The sequence below is a fragment of the Agriterribacter humi genome (assembly GCF_009192765.1).
Taxonomy (GTDB): Bacteria; Bacteroidota; Bacteroidia; order Chitinophagales; family Chitinophagaceae; genus Agriterribacter; species Agriterribacter humi.
Genome location: NZ_VOHQ01000002.1, coordinates 758,924 through 779,652, shown reverse-complemented (window position 1 = coordinate 779,652; position 20,729 = coordinate 758,924). Strand labels below are relative to the sequence as shown.

The 20,729-nt window shown below is 41.1% G+C and carries 25 protein-coding genes; 10 read left to right on the top strand and 15 right to left on the bottom strand.

The genetic code is table 11. The features are described from left to right. Window positions 1–62: 62 nt before the first annotated feature. From FRX45_RS06390 to FRX45_RS06325, 14 genes are all read right to left on the bottom strand, one after another. A complete protein-coding gene (locus FRX45_RS06390) occupies window positions 63–662 on the bottom strand; it encodes an FAD-dependent oxidoreductase (RefSeq protein ID WP_152267540.1) in 600 nt (199 codons plus the stop codon). Window positions 663–671: 9 nt separating this feature from the next. Further along, window positions 672–1,316 (bottom strand): alpha/beta hydrolase, encoded by a 645-nt coding sequence (locus FRX45_RS06385; RefSeq protein ID WP_152267539.1) that lies wholly within the window; start codon window positions 1,314–1,316, stop codon window positions 672–674. After that, window positions 1,300–2,253 (bottom strand): ring-cleaving dioxygenase, encoded by a 954-nt coding sequence (locus tag FRX45_RS06380; protein ID WP_152267538.1) that lies wholly within the window; start codon window positions 2,251–2,253, stop codon window positions 1,300–1,302. Before FRX45_RS06380 ends, FRX45_RS06385 begins: the two co-directional genes overlap by 17 nt. A gap of 155 nt (window positions 2,254–2,408) precedes the next feature. Further along, window positions 2,409–4,967: a TonB-dependent receptor domain-containing protein gene (locus FRX45_RS06375; RefSeq protein ID WP_152267537.1), complete on the bottom strand. Its 2,559-nt coding sequence runs from the start codon at window positions 4,965–4,967 to the stop codon at window positions 2,409–2,411. A 51-nt stretch (window positions 4,968–5,018) separates the two neighbouring features. Continuing rightward, the gene (locus FRX45_RS06370; RefSeq protein ID WP_152267536.1) at window positions 5,019–5,402 is read right to left on the bottom strand and encodes a hypothetical protein; all 384 of its coding nucleotides are present in this window, start codon (window positions 5,400–5,402) and stop codon (window positions 5,019–5,021) included. An 81-nt stretch (window positions 5,403–5,483) separates the two neighbouring features. Then, window positions 5,484–6,542 carry a class I fructose-bisphosphate aldolase gene (locus FRX45_RS06365; RefSeq protein WP_152267535.1) on the bottom strand — a complete coding sequence of 353 codons (1,059 nt, stop codon included), beginning with the start codon at window positions 6,540–6,542 and terminating at the stop codon, window positions 5,484–5,486. Between the two features lie 28 nt (window positions 6,543–6,570). Continuing rightward, complete coding sequence (gene nirK / locus FRX45_RS06360; protein ID WP_226805030.1) at window positions 6,571–7,719, bottom strand: copper-containing nitrite reductase; 1,149 nt, start codon at window positions 7,717–7,719, stop codon at window positions 6,571–6,573. A 12-nt stretch (window positions 7,720–7,731) separates the two neighbouring features. Next, window positions 7,732–7,950 carry a heavy-metal-associated domain-containing protein gene (locus FRX45_RS06355; RefSeq protein ID WP_152267534.1) on the bottom strand — a complete coding sequence of 73 codons (219 nt, stop codon included), beginning with the start codon at window positions 7,948–7,950 and terminating at the stop codon, window positions 7,732–7,734. A gap of 219 nt (window positions 7,951–8,169) precedes the next feature. Further along, window positions 8,170–10,587, bottom strand: coding sequence for a heavy metal translocating P-type ATPase (locus tag FRX45_RS06350; RefSeq protein WP_152267533.1), 2,418 nt, complete (start codon window positions 10,585–10,587; stop codon window positions 8,170–8,172). 97 nt (window positions 10,588–10,684) lie between these two features. Next, window positions 10,685–11,248, bottom strand: a complete 564-nt coding sequence (locus tag FRX45_RS06345) for a helix-turn-helix domain-containing protein (RefSeq protein WP_152267532.1) — start codon at window positions 11,246–11,248, stop codon at window positions 10,685–10,687. A 13-nt stretch (window positions 11,249–11,261) separates the two neighbouring features. After that, window positions 11,262–11,678 carry an OsmC family protein gene (locus FRX45_RS06340; RefSeq protein ID WP_152267531.1) on the bottom strand — a complete coding sequence of 139 codons (417 nt, stop codon included), beginning with the start codon at window positions 11,676–11,678 and terminating at the stop codon, window positions 11,262–11,264. Window positions 11,679–11,690: 12 nt separating this feature from the next. Further along, window positions 11,691–11,990, bottom strand: a complete 300-nt coding sequence (locus tag FRX45_RS06335) for a GNAT family N-acetyltransferase (RefSeq protein WP_152267530.1) — start codon at window positions 11,988–11,990, stop codon at window positions 11,691–11,693. Window positions 11,991–12,042: 52 nt separating this feature from the next. Continuing rightward, window positions 12,043–12,630 carry a TMEM175 family protein gene (locus FRX45_RS06330; RefSeq protein WP_152267529.1) on the bottom strand — a complete coding sequence of 196 codons (588 nt, stop codon included), beginning with the start codon at window positions 12,628–12,630 and terminating at the stop codon, window positions 12,043–12,045. A 76-nt stretch (window positions 12,631–12,706) separates the two neighbouring features. Then, window positions 12,707–13,072, bottom strand: a complete 366-nt coding sequence (locus FRX45_RS06325; protein ID WP_152267528.1) for a winged helix-turn-helix transcriptional regulator — start codon at window positions 13,070–13,072, stop codon at window positions 12,707–12,709. A 128-nt stretch (window positions 13,073–13,200) separates the two neighbouring features. On the opposite strand from FRX45_RS06325, the gene FRX45_RS06320 reads away from it, so the two are divergent. The 3 genes from FRX45_RS06320 to FRX45_RS06310 all read left to right on the top strand — a co-directional run bounded on the left by FRX45_RS06320 (window position 13,201) and on the right by FRX45_RS06310 (window position 15,901). Further along, window positions 13,201–14,061: a pirin family protein gene (locus tag FRX45_RS06320; RefSeq protein WP_152267527.1), complete on the top strand. Its 861-nt coding sequence runs from the start codon at window positions 13,201–13,203 to the stop codon at window positions 14,059–14,061. 163 nt (window positions 14,062–14,224) lie between these two features. Next, the gene (locus FRX45_RS06315) at window positions 14,225–14,779 is read left to right on the top strand and encodes a YceI family protein (RefSeq protein WP_152267526.1); all 555 of its coding nucleotides are present in this window, start codon (window positions 14,225–14,227) and stop codon (window positions 14,777–14,779) included. A 114-nt stretch (window positions 14,780–14,893) separates the two neighbouring features. Further along, the gene (locus tag FRX45_RS06310; protein ID WP_226805028.1) at window positions 14,894–15,901 is read left to right on the top strand and encodes an LLM class flavin-dependent oxidoreductase; all 1,008 of its coding nucleotides are present in this window, start codon (window positions 14,894–14,896) and stop codon (window positions 15,899–15,901) included. 37 nt (window positions 15,902–15,938) lie between these two features. Here FRX45_RS06310 and FRX45_RS06305 read toward each other — a convergent pair whose 3' ends face one another. After that, window positions 15,939–16,253 (bottom strand): hypothetical protein, encoded by a 315-nt coding sequence (locus FRX45_RS06305; protein WP_152267525.1) that lies wholly within the window; start codon window positions 16,251–16,253, stop codon window positions 15,939–15,941. A gap of 666 nt (window positions 16,254–16,919) precedes the next feature. Here FRX45_RS06305 and FRX45_RS06300 point away from each other — a divergent pair. The 7 genes from FRX45_RS06300 (at window position 16,920) to FRX45_RS06270 (ending at window position 20,685) form a co-directional block, all read left to right on the top strand. Beyond that, on the top strand, window positions 16,920–17,366 hold the full coding sequence (locus FRX45_RS06300) for a hypothetical protein (RefSeq protein WP_152267524.1): 447 nt from the start codon (window positions 16,920–16,922) through the stop codon (window positions 17,364–17,366). 179 nt (window positions 17,367–17,545) lie between these two features. After that, a complete protein-coding gene (locus FRX45_RS06295) occupies window positions 17,546–17,788 on the top strand; it encodes a heavy-metal-associated domain-containing protein (protein ID WP_152267523.1) in 243 nt (80 codons plus the stop codon). A 200-nt stretch (window positions 17,789–17,988) separates the two neighbouring features. Beyond that, window positions 17,989–18,399, top strand: a complete 411-nt coding sequence (locus FRX45_RS06290; RefSeq protein ID WP_152267522.1) for an NAD-dependent epimerase/dehydratase family protein — start codon at window positions 17,989–17,991, stop codon at window positions 18,397–18,399. A gap of 56 nt (window positions 18,400–18,455) precedes the next feature. Next, window positions 18,456–18,983 (top strand): NAD-dependent epimerase/dehydratase family protein, encoded by a 528-nt coding sequence (locus FRX45_RS06285; RefSeq protein WP_152267521.1) that lies wholly within the window; start codon window positions 18,456–18,458, stop codon window positions 18,981–18,983. Next, window positions 18,962–19,597 carry an alpha/beta fold hydrolase gene (locus FRX45_RS06280; RefSeq protein ID WP_394350020.1) on the top strand — a complete coding sequence of 212 codons (636 nt, stop codon included), beginning with the start codon at window positions 18,962–18,964 and terminating at the stop codon, window positions 19,595–19,597. Before FRX45_RS06285 ends, FRX45_RS06280 begins: the two co-directional genes overlap by 22 nt. A 165-nt stretch (window positions 19,598–19,762) precedes the next feature. Continuing rightward, window positions 19,763–20,236: a carboxymuconolactone decarboxylase family protein gene (locus tag FRX45_RS06275; protein ID WP_152267519.1), complete on the top strand. Its 474-nt coding sequence runs from the start codon at window positions 19,763–19,765 to the stop codon at window positions 20,234–20,236. 101 nt (window positions 20,237–20,337) lie between these two features. Next, complete coding sequence (locus FRX45_RS06270; RefSeq protein WP_152267518.1) at window positions 20,338–20,685, top strand: YciI family protein; 348 nt, start codon at window positions 20,338–20,340, stop codon at window positions 20,683–20,685. Window positions 20,686–20,729: the final 44 nt, after the last annotated feature.

The window sequence follows — 20,729 nt, the reverse complement described above, 5'->3', positions numbered from 1 at the left end:
GAACTTTTTAATCCTTCCTTATTTCCAACATAGGGGCTTGGAAAATACTAAACAGCCAAATCTTAACCGCAAAACCGCAACCAGCCGTTTGAAAAAAGAATTATTCTATTTTTACCGGACAGCAATGACTCCAATCCTATAAATCCGCCACCAATAATAACCAGCTTCTTCAATAAAACAGATTGTTCCATTAGTGAAGCGCTGGTAAATACTTTTTTGGAAGATGTTATTCCAGGTATGGATGGTACAAAAGGCTCCGATCCGGTATTGATAAAAATACGATCAGCGCTGATAAGCAGTTCTTCATTACCAGAGTGCAATTTTACACTTACTTCATGCGGTGAAACAAAAGCGGCATCGCCGGTAATAACAGTAGCCAGTTCAAGTTCTTCAATATTGTCAAAGTTCTTCTTCCTGAGAAAAGAAGTCAATTCATTTTTTACTTCATACGCTTTTTCATAGGGCAGGTTATTTTCGGCACTCACTATAAATGATTTGGTGGGAATGCAGGCGATATTGATACAACCTCCTCCGTACATCTTTTCCGATCTTTCAATCAAGGCAACCTGTTTGCCATGTTTGGCTAAGTAAGCCGCTAAGGTTTTGCCGCCTTTTCCAAATCCAATGACGAGATGCTCATAGTGTTGTTTATTTTTTTCCATTCAGCAACTTTAAATATTTGCATTAAAGACCAGCGTATTGGCTACGTCAATTTCATCCTGGTTAATCGTGTGCCCCATATTGTCGTATATCTTTTCGGTAACAGCCGCATGCATGGTTTTTAAAATATTTGATGTTGCATATACTCTTTCCACCGGCACATGAGGATCGGGATTGTTGCTGCCGATGAAAACAGGCGTACCGGCAAAATCACCGCTATAATTTTCAGGATAAATTTTATCGCCGATCACCCCCCCTGTAAAAGCGGCTACGCCTCCATATCTTTGGGCATTTCGCGTTACAAATTCAAGTGTTAAGCAAGCGCCCTGGGAAAATCCGAGAAAGTATATATTTTCAGTGGCAATACCCTGCCCGGTTACGTCATTCAGCACTTCTTTCAGGAGTGATAATGCAGATGACAGCCAGGGTTCATTTTGAGATGGTGGCGCCATAAAAGAATAAGGATACCAGGTGTTGTTTGTTGCCTGCGGCGCCAGCAAAGCAAAGTCTTTTATCTGCAGGTGATCAGACAGGGAAAGGATATCCTCCGCACTGCCACCACGTCCATGTATCATGATCAAAGCCTTTTTGGCTTCTTCTATCTTAACACCTGCAGTTACTATATTTTTTTTGTGTGTATCATTTGTATCGGGCATCGTTAAAAGTTATGGGGGTTAATGTTTTTTCTAATTCCTTCCGGCGGGGTTCAAATTGCTCAGGCAGTTTTAATGCTTCCCCCAAATGGTCTCCCGGTTCATCTATAGCAAAACCCGGGCCCGAGGTGGCTACTTCAAACAATACACCGCCGGGCTCACGAAAATAAATGGAAGTAAAATAATTCCGGTCTAATACCGGCGTAGGATTCAGCATTCGTTTTACAATCTTCAAACGCACGGCAGACTGTGTTTCCTGATTGGGCGTGGCAAATGCCAGGTGATGCACGGTACCACTGCCCGAAAGCCCTCTCATACTGTCGGGCGAACAAACAACATCAATATAATTTCCGGGGTTGTTGATAGCGGCAAAACGGAAGCGATTTCCTTTTTCAGCAATGAGCATATGATCTAATTGTTCGGTGAGTAAACCCGCAGTGCGTTCATACCCTTCTTCCCATATCTCTACATTATAAAACCCTTTTATAGCATATTCTTCCGGAATATATCCATTTGCATATCCGGCTCTTGTGTCTTTATCATTAAAAATCAATTCCAGCCCTAAGCCATCTTCATCTTCAAAGTAAACAACAATTTCCTCCTCAAATCTTTCCTGCGGGGTTTTATACTCAATGTTGTATCTTTTTAAGCGCTCCAGCCAGTAATCAAGCGATGCTAATGGAACTGAAAATGCAGTAGTGTTCAGCATTCCCTTTCCATGCCTTCCTCTTACCAATCCTTCATACGGGAAGAAAGTAAGAATGCTGCCAGGATTGCCCGCTTCATCGCCATAATAGAAATGATATACTTCCGGAGCATCAAAATTTATAGTCTGCTTTATTAACCGCAATCCAAGAATACCACGGTAGAAATCAATATTTTTTTGAGCGCCGGAGGCAATCGCTGTAACATGATGTATGCCTGTGATCAATTGACCCATAAAATAAAATTGTATAATGTAAAGCTACAATGGAATAATGCACCGGACGTTGAGTTGAATTAATAAATACCATTGATTTTAATCAAGCCCATAAAATATAATGGGCCTGGCGGTATAATATGCGCCAGGCCCATTATGTGGTTTGTATTACTTTATTATTTGATCCTGTACCTGAATCCCGCATACAGCAAACGACCACTAACCGGTCCCCATATCATGGAGGCGTCAAAATAATCGCCGAATGGCTGCGCGGCTGCAATGATCACGTTCTTCTGAAAATAATTGGTGAGATTTTCCCCTCCAATGTACAATTCAAGGGCTTTGGCTTTACCCAGCGATTTGCTCACCTGCGCATTCATGGTAATATAATCAGGCGATTTCACAGGCAATTGATACGCATCAGGATTTGCCGCCGTGGATGGAATACGTTTTGCACCTACATAATTAATGGTATAATCAAACTTCCAGTCCTGCAATGCATAACCGAGATTTGCAAAAGCCCTGTGCTCGGCTGTGAGTGGTTTTTGCAAGAGTTCATTTCCATAGGTTGTTTTTACATCAAACCAACGGTATGCCAACCGAATATCTAATTTCTCCACAGGCATTACGCTCAGTTCAGATTGAAAACTATTGGAATAAGATTTTCCTGTTAAATTGTAAAACTTCAACTGGCGCGGGTCTTCCATGTCGGCCACGACCTGGTTGGTAAAGTCATTTCTAAAAAAATCAACGCTCAGCATAGCGTCTCTTGTAAACAGGGTGAACTTTTGGTCAACGCTTATACCTTTGTTCCACGATACTTCTGGATCCAGTCCATATGCTTTTCCTGTTGAGCCATTAACGATATTAACCATCCTCGCACTTACCAGCGGCCCCATGTTCTCAGCAAAAATATTTGCGGTGCGTTGCCCGCGTCCTGCACTTGCCCTGATCGTTGTTCCTGCAACCGGCTCATACCGCACATTCAGCCGCGGCGTGGTAAACCATCCATATAAATTGTTATGATCAGCACGGATGCCCGCTACCACATTGAACTTTTCATTCATCGTGTAAGTATATTCAAAAAAAGCACCAGGAACAATTTCGTTCCTTTTGAATGCCTGTGTTTGATACAACTCATTGTAACGGTCGGCAGTAAAACTTAATCCTGTTCTGTATTTATGCGCGGTATTACCAATAATACTTTGGAAGATAAGGTTGGAATAAAAATTACTTTGTTCAGCATCGTAGGGCGTTAATCCAAAGTACGCATCCTGTCTGTGATTAAAAGCGGATAATTGTAAACCGATGCTCTTGTATTTTTTTTCGGGAAACACGTAACCGATCTTGGCAAAACCTTCGTAGCGGTTTGTTTTGATGCCCATGCCGTAATGGTCGGTTGAAAATTTATCCCCGGTATTGTATGCCGTTTCACCCCCAATCCTGTCGTCTGCTAAAATCTTTACGCCAAACTGAACCATCAGCCCTTTGTTGTTGTCGTACTTCCAGCGGTTTATGCCGCTGAATAAATTTCCTGTTGGCAGGTCACGGAAGCCATCATTATTAAAATCGGGCTTGCTGTATAAAAAATTATCATGCAGCAATAGGCCCACCGACCATTTTTTTCCTATTTGCTGTGAAAGGTTAAGATTCAGATCCGACCGGCCCATACTGTTTACATAACCATTCGCGTACAGCCTGTCGGTGTTTTCCGGCTTTTTTAATTCTACATTTATTTGCCCTGCAATACTTTCAAAGCCATTTACCACAGAACCGGTTCCTTTGCTCAATTGAATGCTTTCGATCCAGGCGCCGGCAATACTATTTAACCCAAGTGGGGTGGCAATGCCGCGGGGACCGGGTAAATTTTCCACAGTTAACTGGGTATAGTTTCCGGATAAGCCCAAAAGCTGTATTTGTTTGGATCCTGTTACGGCATCGCTGTACGACACATCTACCGATGGATTGGTCTCAAAACTTTCACTAAGATTACAACAGGCTGCTTTCATTAATTCTTTGGAAGTAATGGTGGTGGCTCGAAAGGCGCTGGACGTATTCACAAACATACTTTTTCGCCTTGCCGTTACCGTAATGGTATTCAGCTGTTGGTCAGACGCCATTACAACATGCAATGCACTGTTATCTGTTACCTGTACGGTATCGGACCGGTAACCGGTATAGCTGATCACGAGTGGCGAGGTTGTTTCTTGAGGGGGAAGAGAAAATACACCATGCTTATCGGATGTAGTGCCTTTATGTGTATTCAGCCAGACAATGGTTGCCCCTGCAAGTGCGGTAAAATTGCCTTTGTTGTCTTCTGCCAGCACCACGCCGGTTATGACCGGTTCATTGCTTTGAGGTAATGCAGCGGTGTTATCGCTATCCGCTTCCAGATCTCTGTAAAAGCAACATTCCGGTAAAGCATTATAGGTTTTATCGGCGGCTTTTTTTAATTCCGTATCATGGCCAACGGCGGCTATTCGTGCATGTATATCTTCCAGGCTGATAACCGATGGTTCGTAAGTAAGCGCAAGCATTTGCGTGTTTACATTCCATTTGGCTTTTTTAACGCCTTTAATGCCGAGCGATTTTTCTATACGCTGCTGGCACATGCTACAGGCTCCGGATACTTTAAAAGATGTTGTTTCAGAACTGCCGTTATTTTGGGCAGCAGCAGTTAAAACTATAAATAGAGAGAGTACAGCGATAGCTGTATACTGAAAAGCTTTTATCATAAATGTGTATTTTGATTAAAAAAACAGGGAACGGTGCTTCTGTTTTTAAAATCAAATCCTAAACACACTATGGAGTAGAAATAAAGGTGGCTTGTGCTGCATCGTTTGCACAGCAAAAACAATGGGAAGACGCTGAGAAAATACAGATTCTCCGGGAAAAGCGATGAGGCTGACTGGTATGGCTACCGCATTGGCTTTAAATGCTTTTACGGCAAGCTCGGGGTTGGTGTAATCCTTATCTTCCGAAAAGGAAACAGCTTTGTATTCGCAGCAGGGCTTTGCACCCATTGTGTGTTCACTGCCGCAGCCATCATCTTTAACCTGTTTCCATTCAATATTCTTAAACTTGCCACAACAATAATGCAACTGAAGCGTGACTCCCGAACTGGAAGCCCCATAAAGCATGATCAGTGCTATGACAAGAATTTTTTTCATTTGTAACTGCAAAAGTAAATAAAGAATGGCTTATTTAGACATGATATTTGTCAATATTCCGGTAACCTTTTATAAAACACATTAAGCAATTGTAATATCCTTGTCCAGGTACACGTCCTGTATGGCTTGCAGCATCTCTACGCCTTCGCTGAAAGGACGCTGAAACGCCTTTCTGCCTAAAATCAGGCCCATGCCGCCGGCACGCTTGTTGATTACCGCAGTGGTTACCGCTTCCTGCAGATCACTTTCACCTTTGCTTTCGCCCCCACTATTAATTAAACCTACCCTGCCGCTATAGCAATTCAATACCTGGTAACGGGTTAAATCAATAGGATGATCTGTAGTTAGTTTGTCGTATATCAGCGGGCTGGTTTTGCCATGCTTTGTTGCCAGGTAGCCGCCGTTGTTGGTGGGTAATTTTTGTTTTATGATATCGGCCTGTATGGTAACGCCCAGGTGATTGGCTTGCCCTGTAAGATCGGCCGAAGTATGATAATCTGTACCACCCACTTTAAATGCATTGTTGCGGGTATAGCACCATAAAATGGTAGCCATTCCCAGTTCATGTGCCATTTCAAAAGCTTCAGCTACTTCTTTAAGCTGGCGGGCGCTTTCGGCGCTTCCCCAGTAAATAGTAGCGCCAATGGCAACAGCACCCATATTCCATGCACTTCTAACGGTTCCAAACAGCGTTTGATCGTATCGGTTAGGAAAGCTTAAAAATTCATTGTGATTGATCTTTACAACAAAAGGAATCTTATGCGCATACTGGCGGCTCATAATACCTAACACACCAAATGTTGAAGCAACAGCATTGCAGCCACCTTCTATAGCCAGCTTAATAATATTTTCAGGATCAAAATAAAGCGGGTTAGGCGCAAATGCAGAACCTGCGCTATGCTCAATACCCTGATCTACCGGGAAAATGCTGCAATAGCCTGTTCCACCCAAACGGCCGTGATCCAATAAAATCTGCAGGCTGCGCAATACCTGGTTACTGCGGTTACTGTTGGCCCAAATTTCCGACACATGATCTGCCGAAGGAAGATGGATCGTTTTTTTATCAATGGTAGTGCAGGTATGATTTAAAAAGTAGCTTGCTTTATCGCCTAATAATTCTATTATATTGTTATGTTTCATAACCTGTATTTTGAAAAGTTGCACAAAATTATTTTATCGCGCCCGGTTTTTCAATCTGCTTCATTAGGCTGTTATCCCATTCTCCTTCCACTTTTATCTGGGCAATGGCGCCAAAAGCGAAAGCTTCTATCAGGTTGTGGTTTAAATAAACATAAGTGCCTGGCTCACGAAATTTATATAATGCCGCAGCAGCAGAGCCTCCGGGTATGGACCATGTTTCGAGATCGGTATAGGGCTGATTATTGAATTTTCCTCCCGGCCAATACAGGTCGGCATGACCGCCAATCAGGTGGATACGGGTATCGCGGTTGGCCTGTGAAGTAATGAATAAAACCTTTTCTCCCACTTTGGCAGTAAGCGCATTTTTTCCTATCAATGCACCTTTTCTCCCATTAAAAACAATATGCGTGGGGGTAAGGGTTTTGATAGCGGTTTCCATTTCCTGCATGCTCTGTTGTGGTGTGGCAATGTTTTTAAATTTACCATCAGCGTCTTTGGGCAAATAATAATCCTGTTCAGCAATATAATAGGCCTTATCGTAAGTAACCGGGTTGCCTTTCTCATCTTTTAGTCCTTCACGTGGCAGCACCATTATGGCGCCATTCATACCGGAAACAACGTGCATGGGCACCATCATTCCACCGGGTGCGCAATGGTATACAAAAACACCCGTCCGGGTAGCCCTGAACCTGAATTTCACCTGCTGCCCTGGGTTAATAGTAGATATATCGCCTCCGCCCATTTTACCTGTTGCCGCATGAAAATCTATATTATGGATCTGGGTATTGGTGGCAGGGTTTTTAAGCGTTAACTCTACAAAATCATCCTGGTGTACAACGATCATAGGGCCGGGTACCGAACCATTAAACGTCATTGCCCAAATGGAATCGCCCGGGGCTATTTCTATTTTCTTTTCGGCTATTACCAAAGTAACTTCAACGATCTTTGGACCACCAGCAGCTACTTGTTGATGCTTAGGTAAAAGCGGTGGGGCAACCATTTCCTGGGTAACCCTTTCCAGATCATCACCATTACCTTCAAAGGTTTGACTAATTACTGAAGTTGAGCTTCCCTGTTTACATGCGGCAAACAAAACCACTAAAGTAATAACCATAAATGATTGCAATAGCGGATTGGTTCCGGTTACTGGCTTTTTAACTGCATCCTTCTTCATCATATTTTTATTTTATTATTGCTCCATTAGTTGTTCAGCTTTATAGCCCGCTCTTTCCACCGCTTTTATCACATCCCTTTCATCCACATTTTCTGCAATAACCGTTAATACCTTCTTAGGATCTGTGGTATCTACCTTCCAGTTGGTTTCACCAAAAGTTTCATTGAGCGAAGGCGTTACCTTTTCCACACATCCGCTGCAATTGATATTCGTTTTGAGCTGTATTGTTTTCATGATTTTCTGTTTTATTGATTAAGTACCTGTTTACCACAATACCTCCCGCTCCTACTTGCAGCAGCTTTTGGTAAACCAGTTCTTGAAAAGTTTTTTTATAGTATGCAGTATTTTATTCATTTCTTTTTTTTGTCCATAAAGGTACTTGCATGGCGATGCGTACTGTTATATCCTTTTTGAAATATATTATACTTTATTGGATGCATAGCATCAAACGTTTCACAATTTCAACCACTTCAACCTTAAGCTGTTTGCCACTACACTTACGGAACTTAGTGCCATTGCCGCCCCTGCAATCATCGGGTTTAAAAGGTATCCATTAAGGGGATATAAAATACCTGCAGCTATGGGTATGCCTATAAAGTTATAAATAAATGCCCAGAACAGGTTTTGTTTAATGGTAGCAACTGTATGTTTTGATAACCGGATGGCTTTGGGGATTTTAGAAAGATCGGATGAAATGATGGTCATTTTGGCCACATCCATAGCAATATCGCTGCCTTTGCCCATGGCAATGCTCACATCCGCCTGTGCCAGTGCGGTACTGTCGTTGATACCATCGCCTACCATAGCCACTGTTTTACCCTGCTGCTGCAGGGCTTTTACAAACTCCGCCTTTTGCGCCGGCAATACTTCCGCTTTAAAGTGCTTTATCCCCACCTGGTCTGCAATAGCTTTTGCCGTAGCGGCATTATCGCCTGTAAGCATATAAACTGTTATACCGTCATCCTGCAATTGCTTTATGGCTTCTGCAGAAGAGGCTTTTATAGTATCCGCGATGGCCACTGCTGCCAGCGCCTGCTTTTCATTGGCAAAGTAGATCACCGTTTTAGCTTCTGCCAGCCATTTTTCCGCCGCATGCTGTAACTGATCCGGAACAGTTATATTATTTTTTTGCAGCAATGGCAGATTGCCCACATACCAGGTTTGATCATTTACCCGCGCTTTTGCACCAAAACCCGTTAAACTCTCAAAATGCTGTACAGGTAAACCATGCACAGTACTAAAATATTTTACTACCGCTTCAGCGAGGGGATGCTCCGATTGCTTTTCAACAGATAAGAGAACAGCAATATCCTTTGCATCGTTATTCAGCCAAAAAATATCTGTAACCGCCGGTCTGCCTTCCGTTATGGTTCCGGTTTTGTCGAGAATAACAGTGTCTGCTTTTTTTGCCAGCTCCAGGCTTTCGGCATCTTTGATAAGGATACCATTTTCAGCACCCTTGCCCACACCCACCATAATGGCTGTTGGCGTAGCCAGTCCTAACGCGCACGGACAAGCGATAACCAGTACGGTAATCATTGCCAGTAATCCGTGGGTAAACCCATTGTCGCCTCCTAAAATAATCCATAACACCAAGCTTAGCAATGCAATGCCTATTACTACCGGAACAAAAATACCGGCGATCTTATCTACTAATTTTTGTACAGGCGCTTTACTGCCCTGGGCTTCCTGCACCATTTTAATAATATGTGCAAGCACCGTGTCGCCGCCTACTTTGCCGGCAATAAACTGAAAACTTCCTTTTTGATTAATGGTTCCTGCAAATACTTTTTCGCCATTTGTTTTTTCAACCGGTACAGGTTCGCCGCTGATCATGCTTTCATCCACAAAAGAATTACCCGAACTTACGGTTCCATCCACGGGTATTCTTTCACCCGGTTTTACCAATAAGGTTATACCCACTGTTACACCCGTAACAGGCATTTCTGCCTGGTGGCCACCTTCATGTATCACGGTAACGGTTTTAGGCTGTAAGCCCATGAGTTTTTTAATGGCTGATGAAGTATTTCCTTTCGCCTTTTCTTCTAATAACTTTCCCAGCAATATAAACGCGATGATTACCGCCGCGGCTTCAAAATACACATGTGCGTGCAACCCTTTGCTATGCCAGTAAGAAGGGAACAAAGTATTAAAAGCACTGAACAAATACGCTACCCCGGTACTCAATGCTACCAGGGTGTCCATATTAGCCGAGCGGTGCTTTGTTTGTTTCCAGGCGCCCACAAAAAATTGTTTTCCAAAAATAAAAATAACCGGTGTGCTCAATACCCACATGATATAGTTGGCGTAAGGCATAGCCATAAAGAACATGCCGATTATTACAACAGGTACGGAAAGCGCTGCAGCAGCAATGGTTTTCGCCTTGAGCGCTTTGCATTGCTTTTGCTGCAGCGCTTCAAGCGCATCTTTCGCATCTTCACTTTCATCAATCACAAGGTCGTACCCTATGCCCTGTAGTGCTGCTTTTAACTGCGCAGGGCCGGTAACCGTTGGAATATATTCCACCAGCGCGTTTCCGTTGGCGTAATTAACGGCTACGTTTATAACGCCGGGCTGATTTTGCAAAATACTTTCGGAACTACTGGCACAGGAAGCGCAAGTCATATTAAGCACCGGGAAGGATTGCTTTATGGTATCTACCCCATAGCCCAGGTCACGGATAGCCTTAACCGCCTGCGGCAATATCTCCACTGCATCGCCTGTATCAATAACCGCTCTTTTGTTGTTCAGTTCCACTTTATGCGCGGTAATGCCTCCTATCTTACTTAATCCCTTATCAACGATCAATGCGCAATGTTCACTTTCCACTCCTGTCAAAGGCAAATTATACGCCTGGTTCTTTGTATTCATCTTCCCGTAAGTTTAATGATACAAAGTTCCAAACTATAGTGCAGACGCTGTTACATTGTTATGGATAAAAAGTATACTTAATTGCAGAAGCGGATCATTAGTGAACAGCATCCAGCCCTTTGCGGTGCGCTGCGCCTAATTGTTTGAATTGTGTTGGCGTCATTCCGGTGAGTTTTTTAAACTGGTTGCTCAAATGCTGTGTACTGCTGTAGCCCAAATTGAAGGCAATCTGGTTTAAAGACAGCTCATTGTACATGAGCCATTCTTTTACTTTTTCTATTTTTTGCAAAATGAAGAATTGCTCAATGGTGATGCCTTCCACTTCAGAGAATAATTTACTGAGCGCAGAATAATCTTTAAATATTTTTTTTCCCAGGAATTTGCTTACGCTAAAATGATCTTCTACATTTCCTTGCTGCACTTTGCCGATCAGCAGGTTCTTAATTTTTTCGATCAACTGCATTTTCTGGTCGTCTAATAATTCAAACCCGTTTTTGGTAAGATCCCCGGAAAACTGCTCCAATTTATTTTTACCGGGATCTTTGGTTAATTCCACTTCTCCCAAACGTATGTATTGGGCTTGCAATTTATTGTCTTTTAAAATTTGCTCCACCGAACTAATGCAGCGGGGACAAACCATATTTTTAATTATAAGTTTCATTTCGCATAATCTTTTACAAAATAACAGTAACCACTTCATTGGCCTTACTTGGCAAGCGGCTAACCGGGCAGGCTTTGGCTATATGCAATATTCTTTTTTGCTGCTCTTCATCCATGCTGCCGCTTACGCTAACCTTACAATAAAATGTATTCGTACCCGCAGGTATTTCATTACTTCTCACCAGGCTTACTTTTACGTTAATCACATCAATATTCCATTGCTTGCGCTGCACATACATGCGCAGCGTAATGGCTTTACAGGATGCCAGGGCCATACACAGATAATCGCCCGGGGCTGGACCTGCATTCTTCCCTCCCACTGCTTCCGCCTCATCGGCCACCCAGGCATGTTCACCTGATCGTACCGGGGTAGTGTATTGTTCTCCGTTATTTTCCGCTTCCGCAGAAGCGATGATCTTTCCGTTGGTCAACAGTATTGTTTTTTATTGATCAGACTTATGCCACACATCCGCATAGTCATCCGGGTGTCGCTTAAACTGTGCATGTACGTAAGGACAAAGCGGAATTACTTTCAACCCATTTTTCCGGGCATGATCCACCATGGCAGCCAGTAATTGCTTTGCCAAACCTTTGCCTTCTGCCTTCGGCAGCACTTCGGTATGATACACCGTTAACATATCACCAGCAATACTTATCACCATTTCTGCCACCTGTTCTTCTCCATCTAAAATATAAAAATGCCCATGTCCTTTTTCATTCAGTTCCAGTTTAACATCTTCCATAATCTTTTTTTAAGAATTAAATATTTAAAGCCCAGATTATCATAGCATGGTATCAGTATTTTTCACTGCCCGTCAAAACTCTTTCAATACGCAGGTCAGGAATAAACCAGATAATGGCAACCAACAGGTAAAGCATTAAGCTGATGGTTGTGGTTATAAATGCCATACCGATAGCCACAGCATAAATCAAAACACATAGCTTGCTCTTCCAGTCCTTACCAAATGCCTTTGAAAGTTTACTCTCTTTCCCTTCCCGTTTCATGAGTATTGCCGCCAGGATCGTATAAGCAATGGCATTCATGATCAAAACAATACCATATAATACAACGGGCCATTTCGTAAAATGATTTTCACCCATCCAGGCAGTTACAAACGGAATTAAGGACAGCCAAAAAAGCAAATGCAGATTGGCCCACAATACGGTACCATTGATCTTTTCCACGGCAAACAGCATGTGATGGTGGTTATTCCAGTAAATGCCCACATAAATAAAGCTGAGCATATAGCTCATCAGCACAGGCCATAGAGGCTTAAGCCCGGCAATGTTATCAGTATGCGGAATCTTCAGCTCTAAAACCATAATGGTTATAATAATGGCAATAACTCCATCACTAAATGCTTCCAATCGGCCTTTATGCATATATTATTTGGAGGTAAGTTAATTTTTTTTTATTCGTTTTGCGAATACATTTCAAGTTGCTCTTTTAAGGAATTATCTATTTCTTTAATGAACGCTGCAAAATATTTTTTCTATGCAATATTCCCCACTTCTTTAACGATTCAATTACCTCGTTAAGCGATTTACTGTGCGGCGTTAAGGCATAAGTAACTTTAACAGGATAAGCGTCTTCCACTGTGCGCTTTACAAGCCCGTTTATCTCCAGGTCGCGCAGTTCCTTGGATAGCATTCTGTCGGTAATGCCCTGAACCTCTTTCGATATTTCCCCGAAACGCTTTTCGCCGAAGGTTAACGCTACAATAATGGGAAGTTTCCATTTGCCATTTAAAACATCTAATGCATCCCGTATCGGGCGTAACATCCCCATACATTCTGAGTGCACGGGTTCAACCGATTTTTTCATTGCTTTTTGTTTGGCTATCATAAAGTATAGTGCTATACATTGGTATAGTACTTACAAAGGTATAGTAAATAATGGTAAATTTGCATTAACGAATTAAAGTTGAATATATAACATTAAAAGAAAATACTATGACCACCAAAAGAAAACTAATTAACGTTCAAACTCCCCAGCCTCGTCCGGGATTTTTGGGAGCAGGACATACAGCCCGCGCTGTTATTCAAACCGACTACACACAAAGTGACCCTTTCATTGTATTAATGGATGATATGCTTGATAAGAAGGACGAAGTGCCAGTGGGTGGACCACATCCACATGCCGGTTTTGAAACTGTTAGTTTGTTGATTGAAGGCGAAATGGGTGATGGCGCTCATAAAATGAAAGCTGGCGATTTGCAGATAATGACAGCAGGTAGCGGAGTGGTTCACACGGAAACAATTGATAAGAAAGTCAAAATGCGTCTTATGCAGTTGTGGCTAAATCTCCCAAAAGATAAAAGATGGACTATGCCAAAGCTGCAGGATTTGTCATTGAAGGATGTTCCAATAGTATCTGAAAATGGATTGAACATAAAGATTTATAGCGGTTCATTTGCAGGCGTTACATCACCTGTATCCAATTATGTTCCCCTGATACTTGCAGACATTCAAATGCAGGCAGGCATATCAACGCTCCAAAATATTCCATCATCCTTCACTACTTTTTTATATGTATTGGAAGGAAGTTTAAAAGCAGGTGACGATGATAAAATTATTAGTCAAAACCAGGTTGGTTGGCTGGATAGATATACTGACAACACTTCAAGTGAATTAAGATTGACTGCCGGTGATACCGGAGTTCGTTTTCTTTTATATTCAGCACAACCACAGGGCAATCCTATCGTTTCTCACGGACCCTTTATTGGAGACAGTCAGGAAGATATTTCACGACTATACAGCGAATACCGTCAAGGCAAAATGAATGACATTTCATTTTTTACAAAGGCTAACTAAAAAGCTGAAATTAAACCTCAGTGTTAGCAATGAACAGTAAGGCAGCCGTTAACAAGCGATTTACCAAAATGGGGTGAACGGAATTTTCCCCACTTCGGAAAGCCCTGCCAGCAGTGCTGCAAAATTTATAATAATAACCACATACAATTTAAAAACAAAAAAAATGACAACGACCAAATGGGCAATAGACCCCACACATTCCGAGATTCAGTTTAAAGTAAAACATTTGATGATCTCAACCGTAACAGGGCAGTTTAACCGGTTTGAAGGGAGTATCGAAATGGAAGCTGAAGATTTTGCTACGGCCAAAGCAATTTTTACCGCAGATGTTAATTCTATCAGTACCAATAATGAACAAAGGGATGCGCATTTAAAGAACAATGATTTTTTTGATGTTGAAAATCATCCTCAATTGATCTTTGAAGCAGAAAAAGTAGAAAAACTGGACGAGGAAGATTATAAGGTTTATGGAGTGCTGACAATGAGGGGCGTGAGAAAAAATATAGTGCTGGATGCTGAGTTTGGTGGAATTACAAAAGATCCCTGGGGCAATACCCGCATTGGATTTTCGCTGAGCGGTAAAATAAACCGTAAAGATTTTGGCGTAAGTTTTGGCATGTTTACAGAAACAGGAGGCATTGCATTGGGTGAAGAAGTAAAATTGCTGGCTAATGCACAGTTTGTAAAACAAGCAGTAGCAGAACCCGCTGCATTGTAAAAAGGCAGTAGATTTTGTAGTGTCCTTCTTTTTAAAAATAAATAATTAATAAATCAAAAGGGCGTATGTTGGTATGGCGTCATAATCATCACTGCAAAAAACCGGGGAATTGAAATGACAATGAATCGAAAGCATATACCGTATTCCATATTAGAATTGGCCACTGTTTCCAACGGAAGCACTCCGGCAGAAACCTTTACAAAAAGTCTCCGCCTGGCGCAGGAGGCAGAAGCTTTTGGTTACAATCGCTTTTGGCTGGCAGAGCATCACAATGCAATTGGTATTGCCAGTTCCGCCACAGCGGTACTCATTGGCTACATAGCAGGTCGAACAAAGAAAATAAGAGTGGGTTCCGGCGGAATTATGCTGCCCAATCACTCGCCACTTATCGTGGCCGAGCAGTTTGGCACTCTGGGTTCCCTTTATCCCAACCGTATTGATCTCGGACTGGGAAGAGCTCCGGGTACAGACCAGGTTACAGCTCAGGCCATTCGCTCAGACAGGATGCAGTCGGTGTATAAATTTCCGGAAGAAATAAGTCAGATTCAGCAATATTTTTCCCCGGCAAACAGTGCCGCTAAAGTACGGGTTACTGTTGCAGAAGGGGTGGATGTTCCCCTGTACATTTTGGGTTCCAGCACCGACAGCGCACATTTGGCGGCAGCAAAGGGGTTGCCTTATGCCTTTGCCAGTCATTTTGCAACTACCCATATGTTTGAAGCGCTCAATATTTATTACAATAATTTTCAACCATCTGAATTTTTGCAGGAGCCTTACACCATTGCCTGTATCAATGTTATGGCAGCAGATACAAACGAAGAAGCGGAAAAAATTTCAACTTCTTTGATCCGGATGTTTCTTGCTGTTTTTACAGGAGTTTCCGCATACCTCCAGGAACCCACCGAAATGACGCCCGAGCTGCGAGGGCTATTGGAAAACCCTGCTTTACAGCAAATGTTGAAGTACAGTTTTGTGGGCAACAGGGAAACAGTAAAGAAAAAAACCGAAGACTTTTTAGAGCAAACGGGAGTGAATGAAATCATGGTTGTTTCCAATATATACGATCATGAAGACAGGGTGAAGTCTTACAGGATATTTTCTGAAATAATGAAGGAAATGTAACTGAAGAGACGCGAATATTAAAGGCATATAACTTATTTCATCGGGTTATTGTTTGAAAAACAGTAACCCGATTTTTGGAGAAAGAGAAAGTAATGCTTATACCAGGAAAAACTCCAGCCATCTTTTTCCATCTTTTTCTCTTTCCATCTGTCGGTTCATTAATATCATCATCAATCTCATACATGTAGGTATATATACCATCATCCTTTACATGCACGTACCTGCCGGGCTTATTTATGCTTACCGGATACTTCCCATAGTATTTTTCAAAGCAGGTTTTGGTTTCCTGCTGTCCGAAAATATCCCTGCTATTGAGCTTCAACGGAATGTTCGCTCTGGCTGAAGTTTGCATGAAGGCATTACTATTAAAAAAACATCGCATGTCCAATTTATGAGCGTTCAATCCTTATTAAGGTGTAAACAATTTAATAATGGCAAAAAAATAAAATATGAATTAATGATTTAGAGAAAGCGTATAACGCAATAAATTCAAAATAAAATGAATAATAAAATCTTTCCGCGGATAACCAAGTCTCCCCTTCCGCAAAAAACAGGTTACAAAAGAGGTACCGGCACAGTCCGGTTTCCAATTTAATCTTCTAAAACAAATCAAAATGAAAGTTAACAAGAAAAGCAGATCAGCCATTTTTACGAACCTGTGCGAAATGAAATCAAGGAGCAGGCAGAGAAATTCCTCAACGAATTATCGTCTTACACCCATTCGTTGCAAAACAAGGTTTCGCTGAACAGCGTGTTTCAGGAAGACTGAAGGCAGGTTGCTCATCGTACATTAACAGGATCGGCGCCTGCAGATTTCAAGAGTAGCAGGTCCGTATCTGATCTTAGCCCTGATTGACACAATTGTGCGGATTACATGTTGGAGCAGTATGACACCGGTATGAATAATCTTACAAAATAAATTGTTCCTCTTGTCCAATTTTGAAATGTTCAATCATTATCAGGTATCAACAAAATACATTTCAAAACGACCTGCCTCTTCACCATCAAAATTAAAAATATGAAAAAAATTATTTTTCTATGCTTCATTTCAATCATTGCTTCAACCGGCACTTTTGCCATTTCCGGACCGGGAGCGCCGGAAAAGATCAAAGAATTATTTTATCATGAATTTCCACAGATAAAGAATCCCGTGTTCTTTGATTCAGGTGATTCTTATGAGGTGTTCTTTAAAAAGGATAACAATGTAACCGAAAGAGTTTTCCTTAATTTAAACGGAGAAATAACACGGACAATAGAATATTATAAAGAAAATGCACTGGAACCTTTCATTCGTGAAAAAATAAATAAAAAATATCAGGGGAAAACCATATTCGGCATTTCAGAAGTGCGATCAAACAGCGAACATTTTTATAGGATTGTATTGCAGGACAATAAAAACTGGTTCATCGTTAAATCCAATGCAACGGGGTCAACAGTCATTGAAAGGAAGTTAGACAAAAAGTAGAGGCCCATTGCAGGCATTTTGACGTAAGTGTAAATTTCAGAGGTAATGATGATATTGTTTTTGGCGAAGCAGAAGCTAAGCCTGATAACTATTATTCCTAAAAACTCAATAGAAGAGTTTACGCAGAAGCGTTTTGAATCACTCTTATTTCCATTTTGTTATTACTAAATATTTAAACATTGGAATTAACTGAAATTTTTGTAGCGGCCAAAAACATTCTGGTATTTCGTTCAAATATTGACGATAATTATAAAGCATCTAAAGTGTGCGCCGAACTGGAAAAGATGGATGGTGTATATCGTGTGAATGTTGATTTGGATGATTGGGAAAACATTCTGCGCCTGGAGTGCGATCCGGAAATTAATGAACGTCGTATTCAGCAGGCCGTATTAAGATTAGGATTTGAGTGTGATGAACTTTAAAAGGTGAATAATGGATGAGCGTAAATATCCGCTGCAAAGCTGGATTACAAATATCGTATTGGAGGCGAAGTGCAGACAACCGTCTCGTTGCGTGTTCTCTGTGGTGTTGGAATTGAATGTTATTTGCTTGCTGTCCTATTTTGAAAAGTTCTATCATTATTATAATGTGACAATATTAATAACAAAAAAAAATTCATGATATGTCAAATCAATTAATTGCAAACCGGATTTTTATTACGGGCGCAACTGGCGTTCTCGGAACACGGGTTGTGAAATTATTAAGCGAAAAAAATATCAAGGTTGTTGCACTAAGCCGCTCAGCAAGTAATTCTTTGCAGCTAAAGCAAGCGGGTGTGGAAGTAGTTACAGGGAACTTATTTAACCCGGACGAAATGATTGCAGCCACAAAAAAGTGTGATGCAATTTTCCATTTTGCAACACATATCCCAAGGAAACCAATCCCTAACAAACTGAATGATTGGAAGGAAAACGATAAAATAAGAACGGAGGGAACAAAGGCGTTGTTGCAGGCTGCTGTGGCAAACAACATAAAAATATTTATTCAGGAAAGTGTAACTATTCTTTACGGAAATAAAATGGAGCAACTGTAACTTCCGAAACGCCAATTGCTAAAGAACAAATACGATGGACAAAATCTGCTGTTGAAATGGAAAATATGATTCGGTCCGAAAAAAGAACCGGACATGTTATTCTTCGTTTCGGAAGTTTTTATTCTGAAGATTCCTGGAATACAACCTATTTATTCGATTCCGTTCGCAAACGCAAAATGCCCATTATTGGTAAAGGAGACTTTTATTGGAACCTGATAAGTGTGGATGATGCTGCGAATGCGGTTGTGTATTCATTAGAAAATTTTCAGCGGTTAAAAAACAAAACAATCAATTTTAGTGACTTTTCTCCTATTCAATTCAAAGATTTTGCTAATGGAATAGCTACGCTCACAGGCAGCAAAAAACCATTTTCCATCCCCTTATTTTTAGCAAAGCTACTTATGGGCAAAAATATAATTGGCTTCATTACGAATTCGTACAGGGTACAACAAGATGATATTATCAGTGACTGGAAACCGAAATGCAGAAATTACCTGGAAGGGATGAAAAGTATTTTGCGAAATAAAAAAAAGATGGTTAATCGTAACTTTAGCACAACTCGATCACTTCAGACTTTGATGTAGTTAATCAATTACAATCATCTGTCAATACAGGGCTTGGGGAGCGGTCACACTTACTTACACCACAGATTGATTTAAGTACGCATATTGAAGATATTGTTTCAATGCTTGAATACGAAGATTTATACAATGTAATACTGGTTGGACATAGCTACGCTGGTATGGTTATTTCCGGCGTAGCAGAAAAAGTAGCCAATAGAATTTCAAGACTTGTGTATCTGGATGCTTTTTTTCCGGAAAATAAAAAATCCGTTGTGGATTATCTTATCATACCGTCATTGAATACAATAGTATCGTCAAAAGGTGATGGGTGGAGAATTCCATTTCTTGGAAAAATTGAAGACCTTGGTGTTAGAGATAGAAAAGATATTGATTGGGCAAAGCCCAGGGTTGGCGACCAACCATACAAGACCTTTACTGAAATAATAAATCTTACCAATCCAGGAAGCGGTATTTCAGGAACATTCATTCAACTTTCCGGTTTCCCCTGGTTTGTCAATGCTGGTGAAAGGGCCAGGCGCATGGGCTTTAACTGTCACCAGATGCTGTCCGGCGGACATGATGCCATGATAAGCGCCCCAAATGAAACAGCATTAGCAAATTTACAAATTTTGTAGTAGTAAAGATTCGCTACGATTATTGTATTATTGATCAACTATAATTTTTTTAAACTTTGTATTTCCAGATAAGTGGGTAAAAAGAAAAACTATATTTTATGTCCTGTTTTAAAAAGTTCAGTCATTATTAAAGTGTAACAATTTCAATAATAAAAAAAATTAAAAATGAATCAAAGAATCAATCTATTAGAAAAAGGACAAAAAGTAATCAAAGCATTGGGTGGACTGAATATGTATCTCGCTAAATCACCGGTTGAACCGCAGCTGTTTAATTTAATTGATTTCAGGGTATCACAAATAAATGGTTGCGCTTATTGCCTTGACATGCATTCAAAAGATCTGCGCCTGGCAGGTGAAACCGAACAACGTTTATATACGATGGATGCATGGCGTGAGGCACCTTTTTATTCAGAGCGCGAACGTGCGGCACTGGCATGGGCAGAAGCTGTAACCAAACTGAAAGACGGCAACGTACCGGATGAAGTTTATGAAGAAGCGCGTCGCCAGTTTTCTGAAGAAGAATTGGTAGACTTAACCGTGGCGGTTACCACAATCAATACTTACAATCGTATTAATATCGCATTTAAAACCCCGGCAGGAGATTATCAGCCAGGACAATGGCAGCCGCATGCCAATTAGTATTGAACTAATGAATGATACAAGAAAATTACCTTGCCTGCTGACCGTTAGTTCGGCAGGCAAGGTTTTTGACGAAAACAATAAAATTAAAACAGATCAATATGAAAGAATTCGTTTTATTATTCAGGCGACCAGAACTGAAGAGCCCTGACTTTGATTCAGAAAAAATAAAGGCTTATCGAAAAAAATGGAATGACTGGCTTAGTGGATTCCCCGAGGAAGTAAAGTTATCGAGCACTGGTTTTGGACTTTCCGAAGAAGGGAAAGTTTTGAAACCAAGCGGGGTAATAACTGATGGCCCTTTTGTTGAATTAAAAGAAAAGCTGGGCGGCCTTGCCATAATAAAAGTTGATAATTTAGACGAAGCAACTACCCTGGCACATGGTTGTCCTGTGTTGGAGATAGGTGGTAGCGTAGAAATAAGAGAGGCTTTTTTGATTAAAGAATAAGCACAGAGATGGTATCTCTACTTTTACAAAAAGATAAGTTTCAT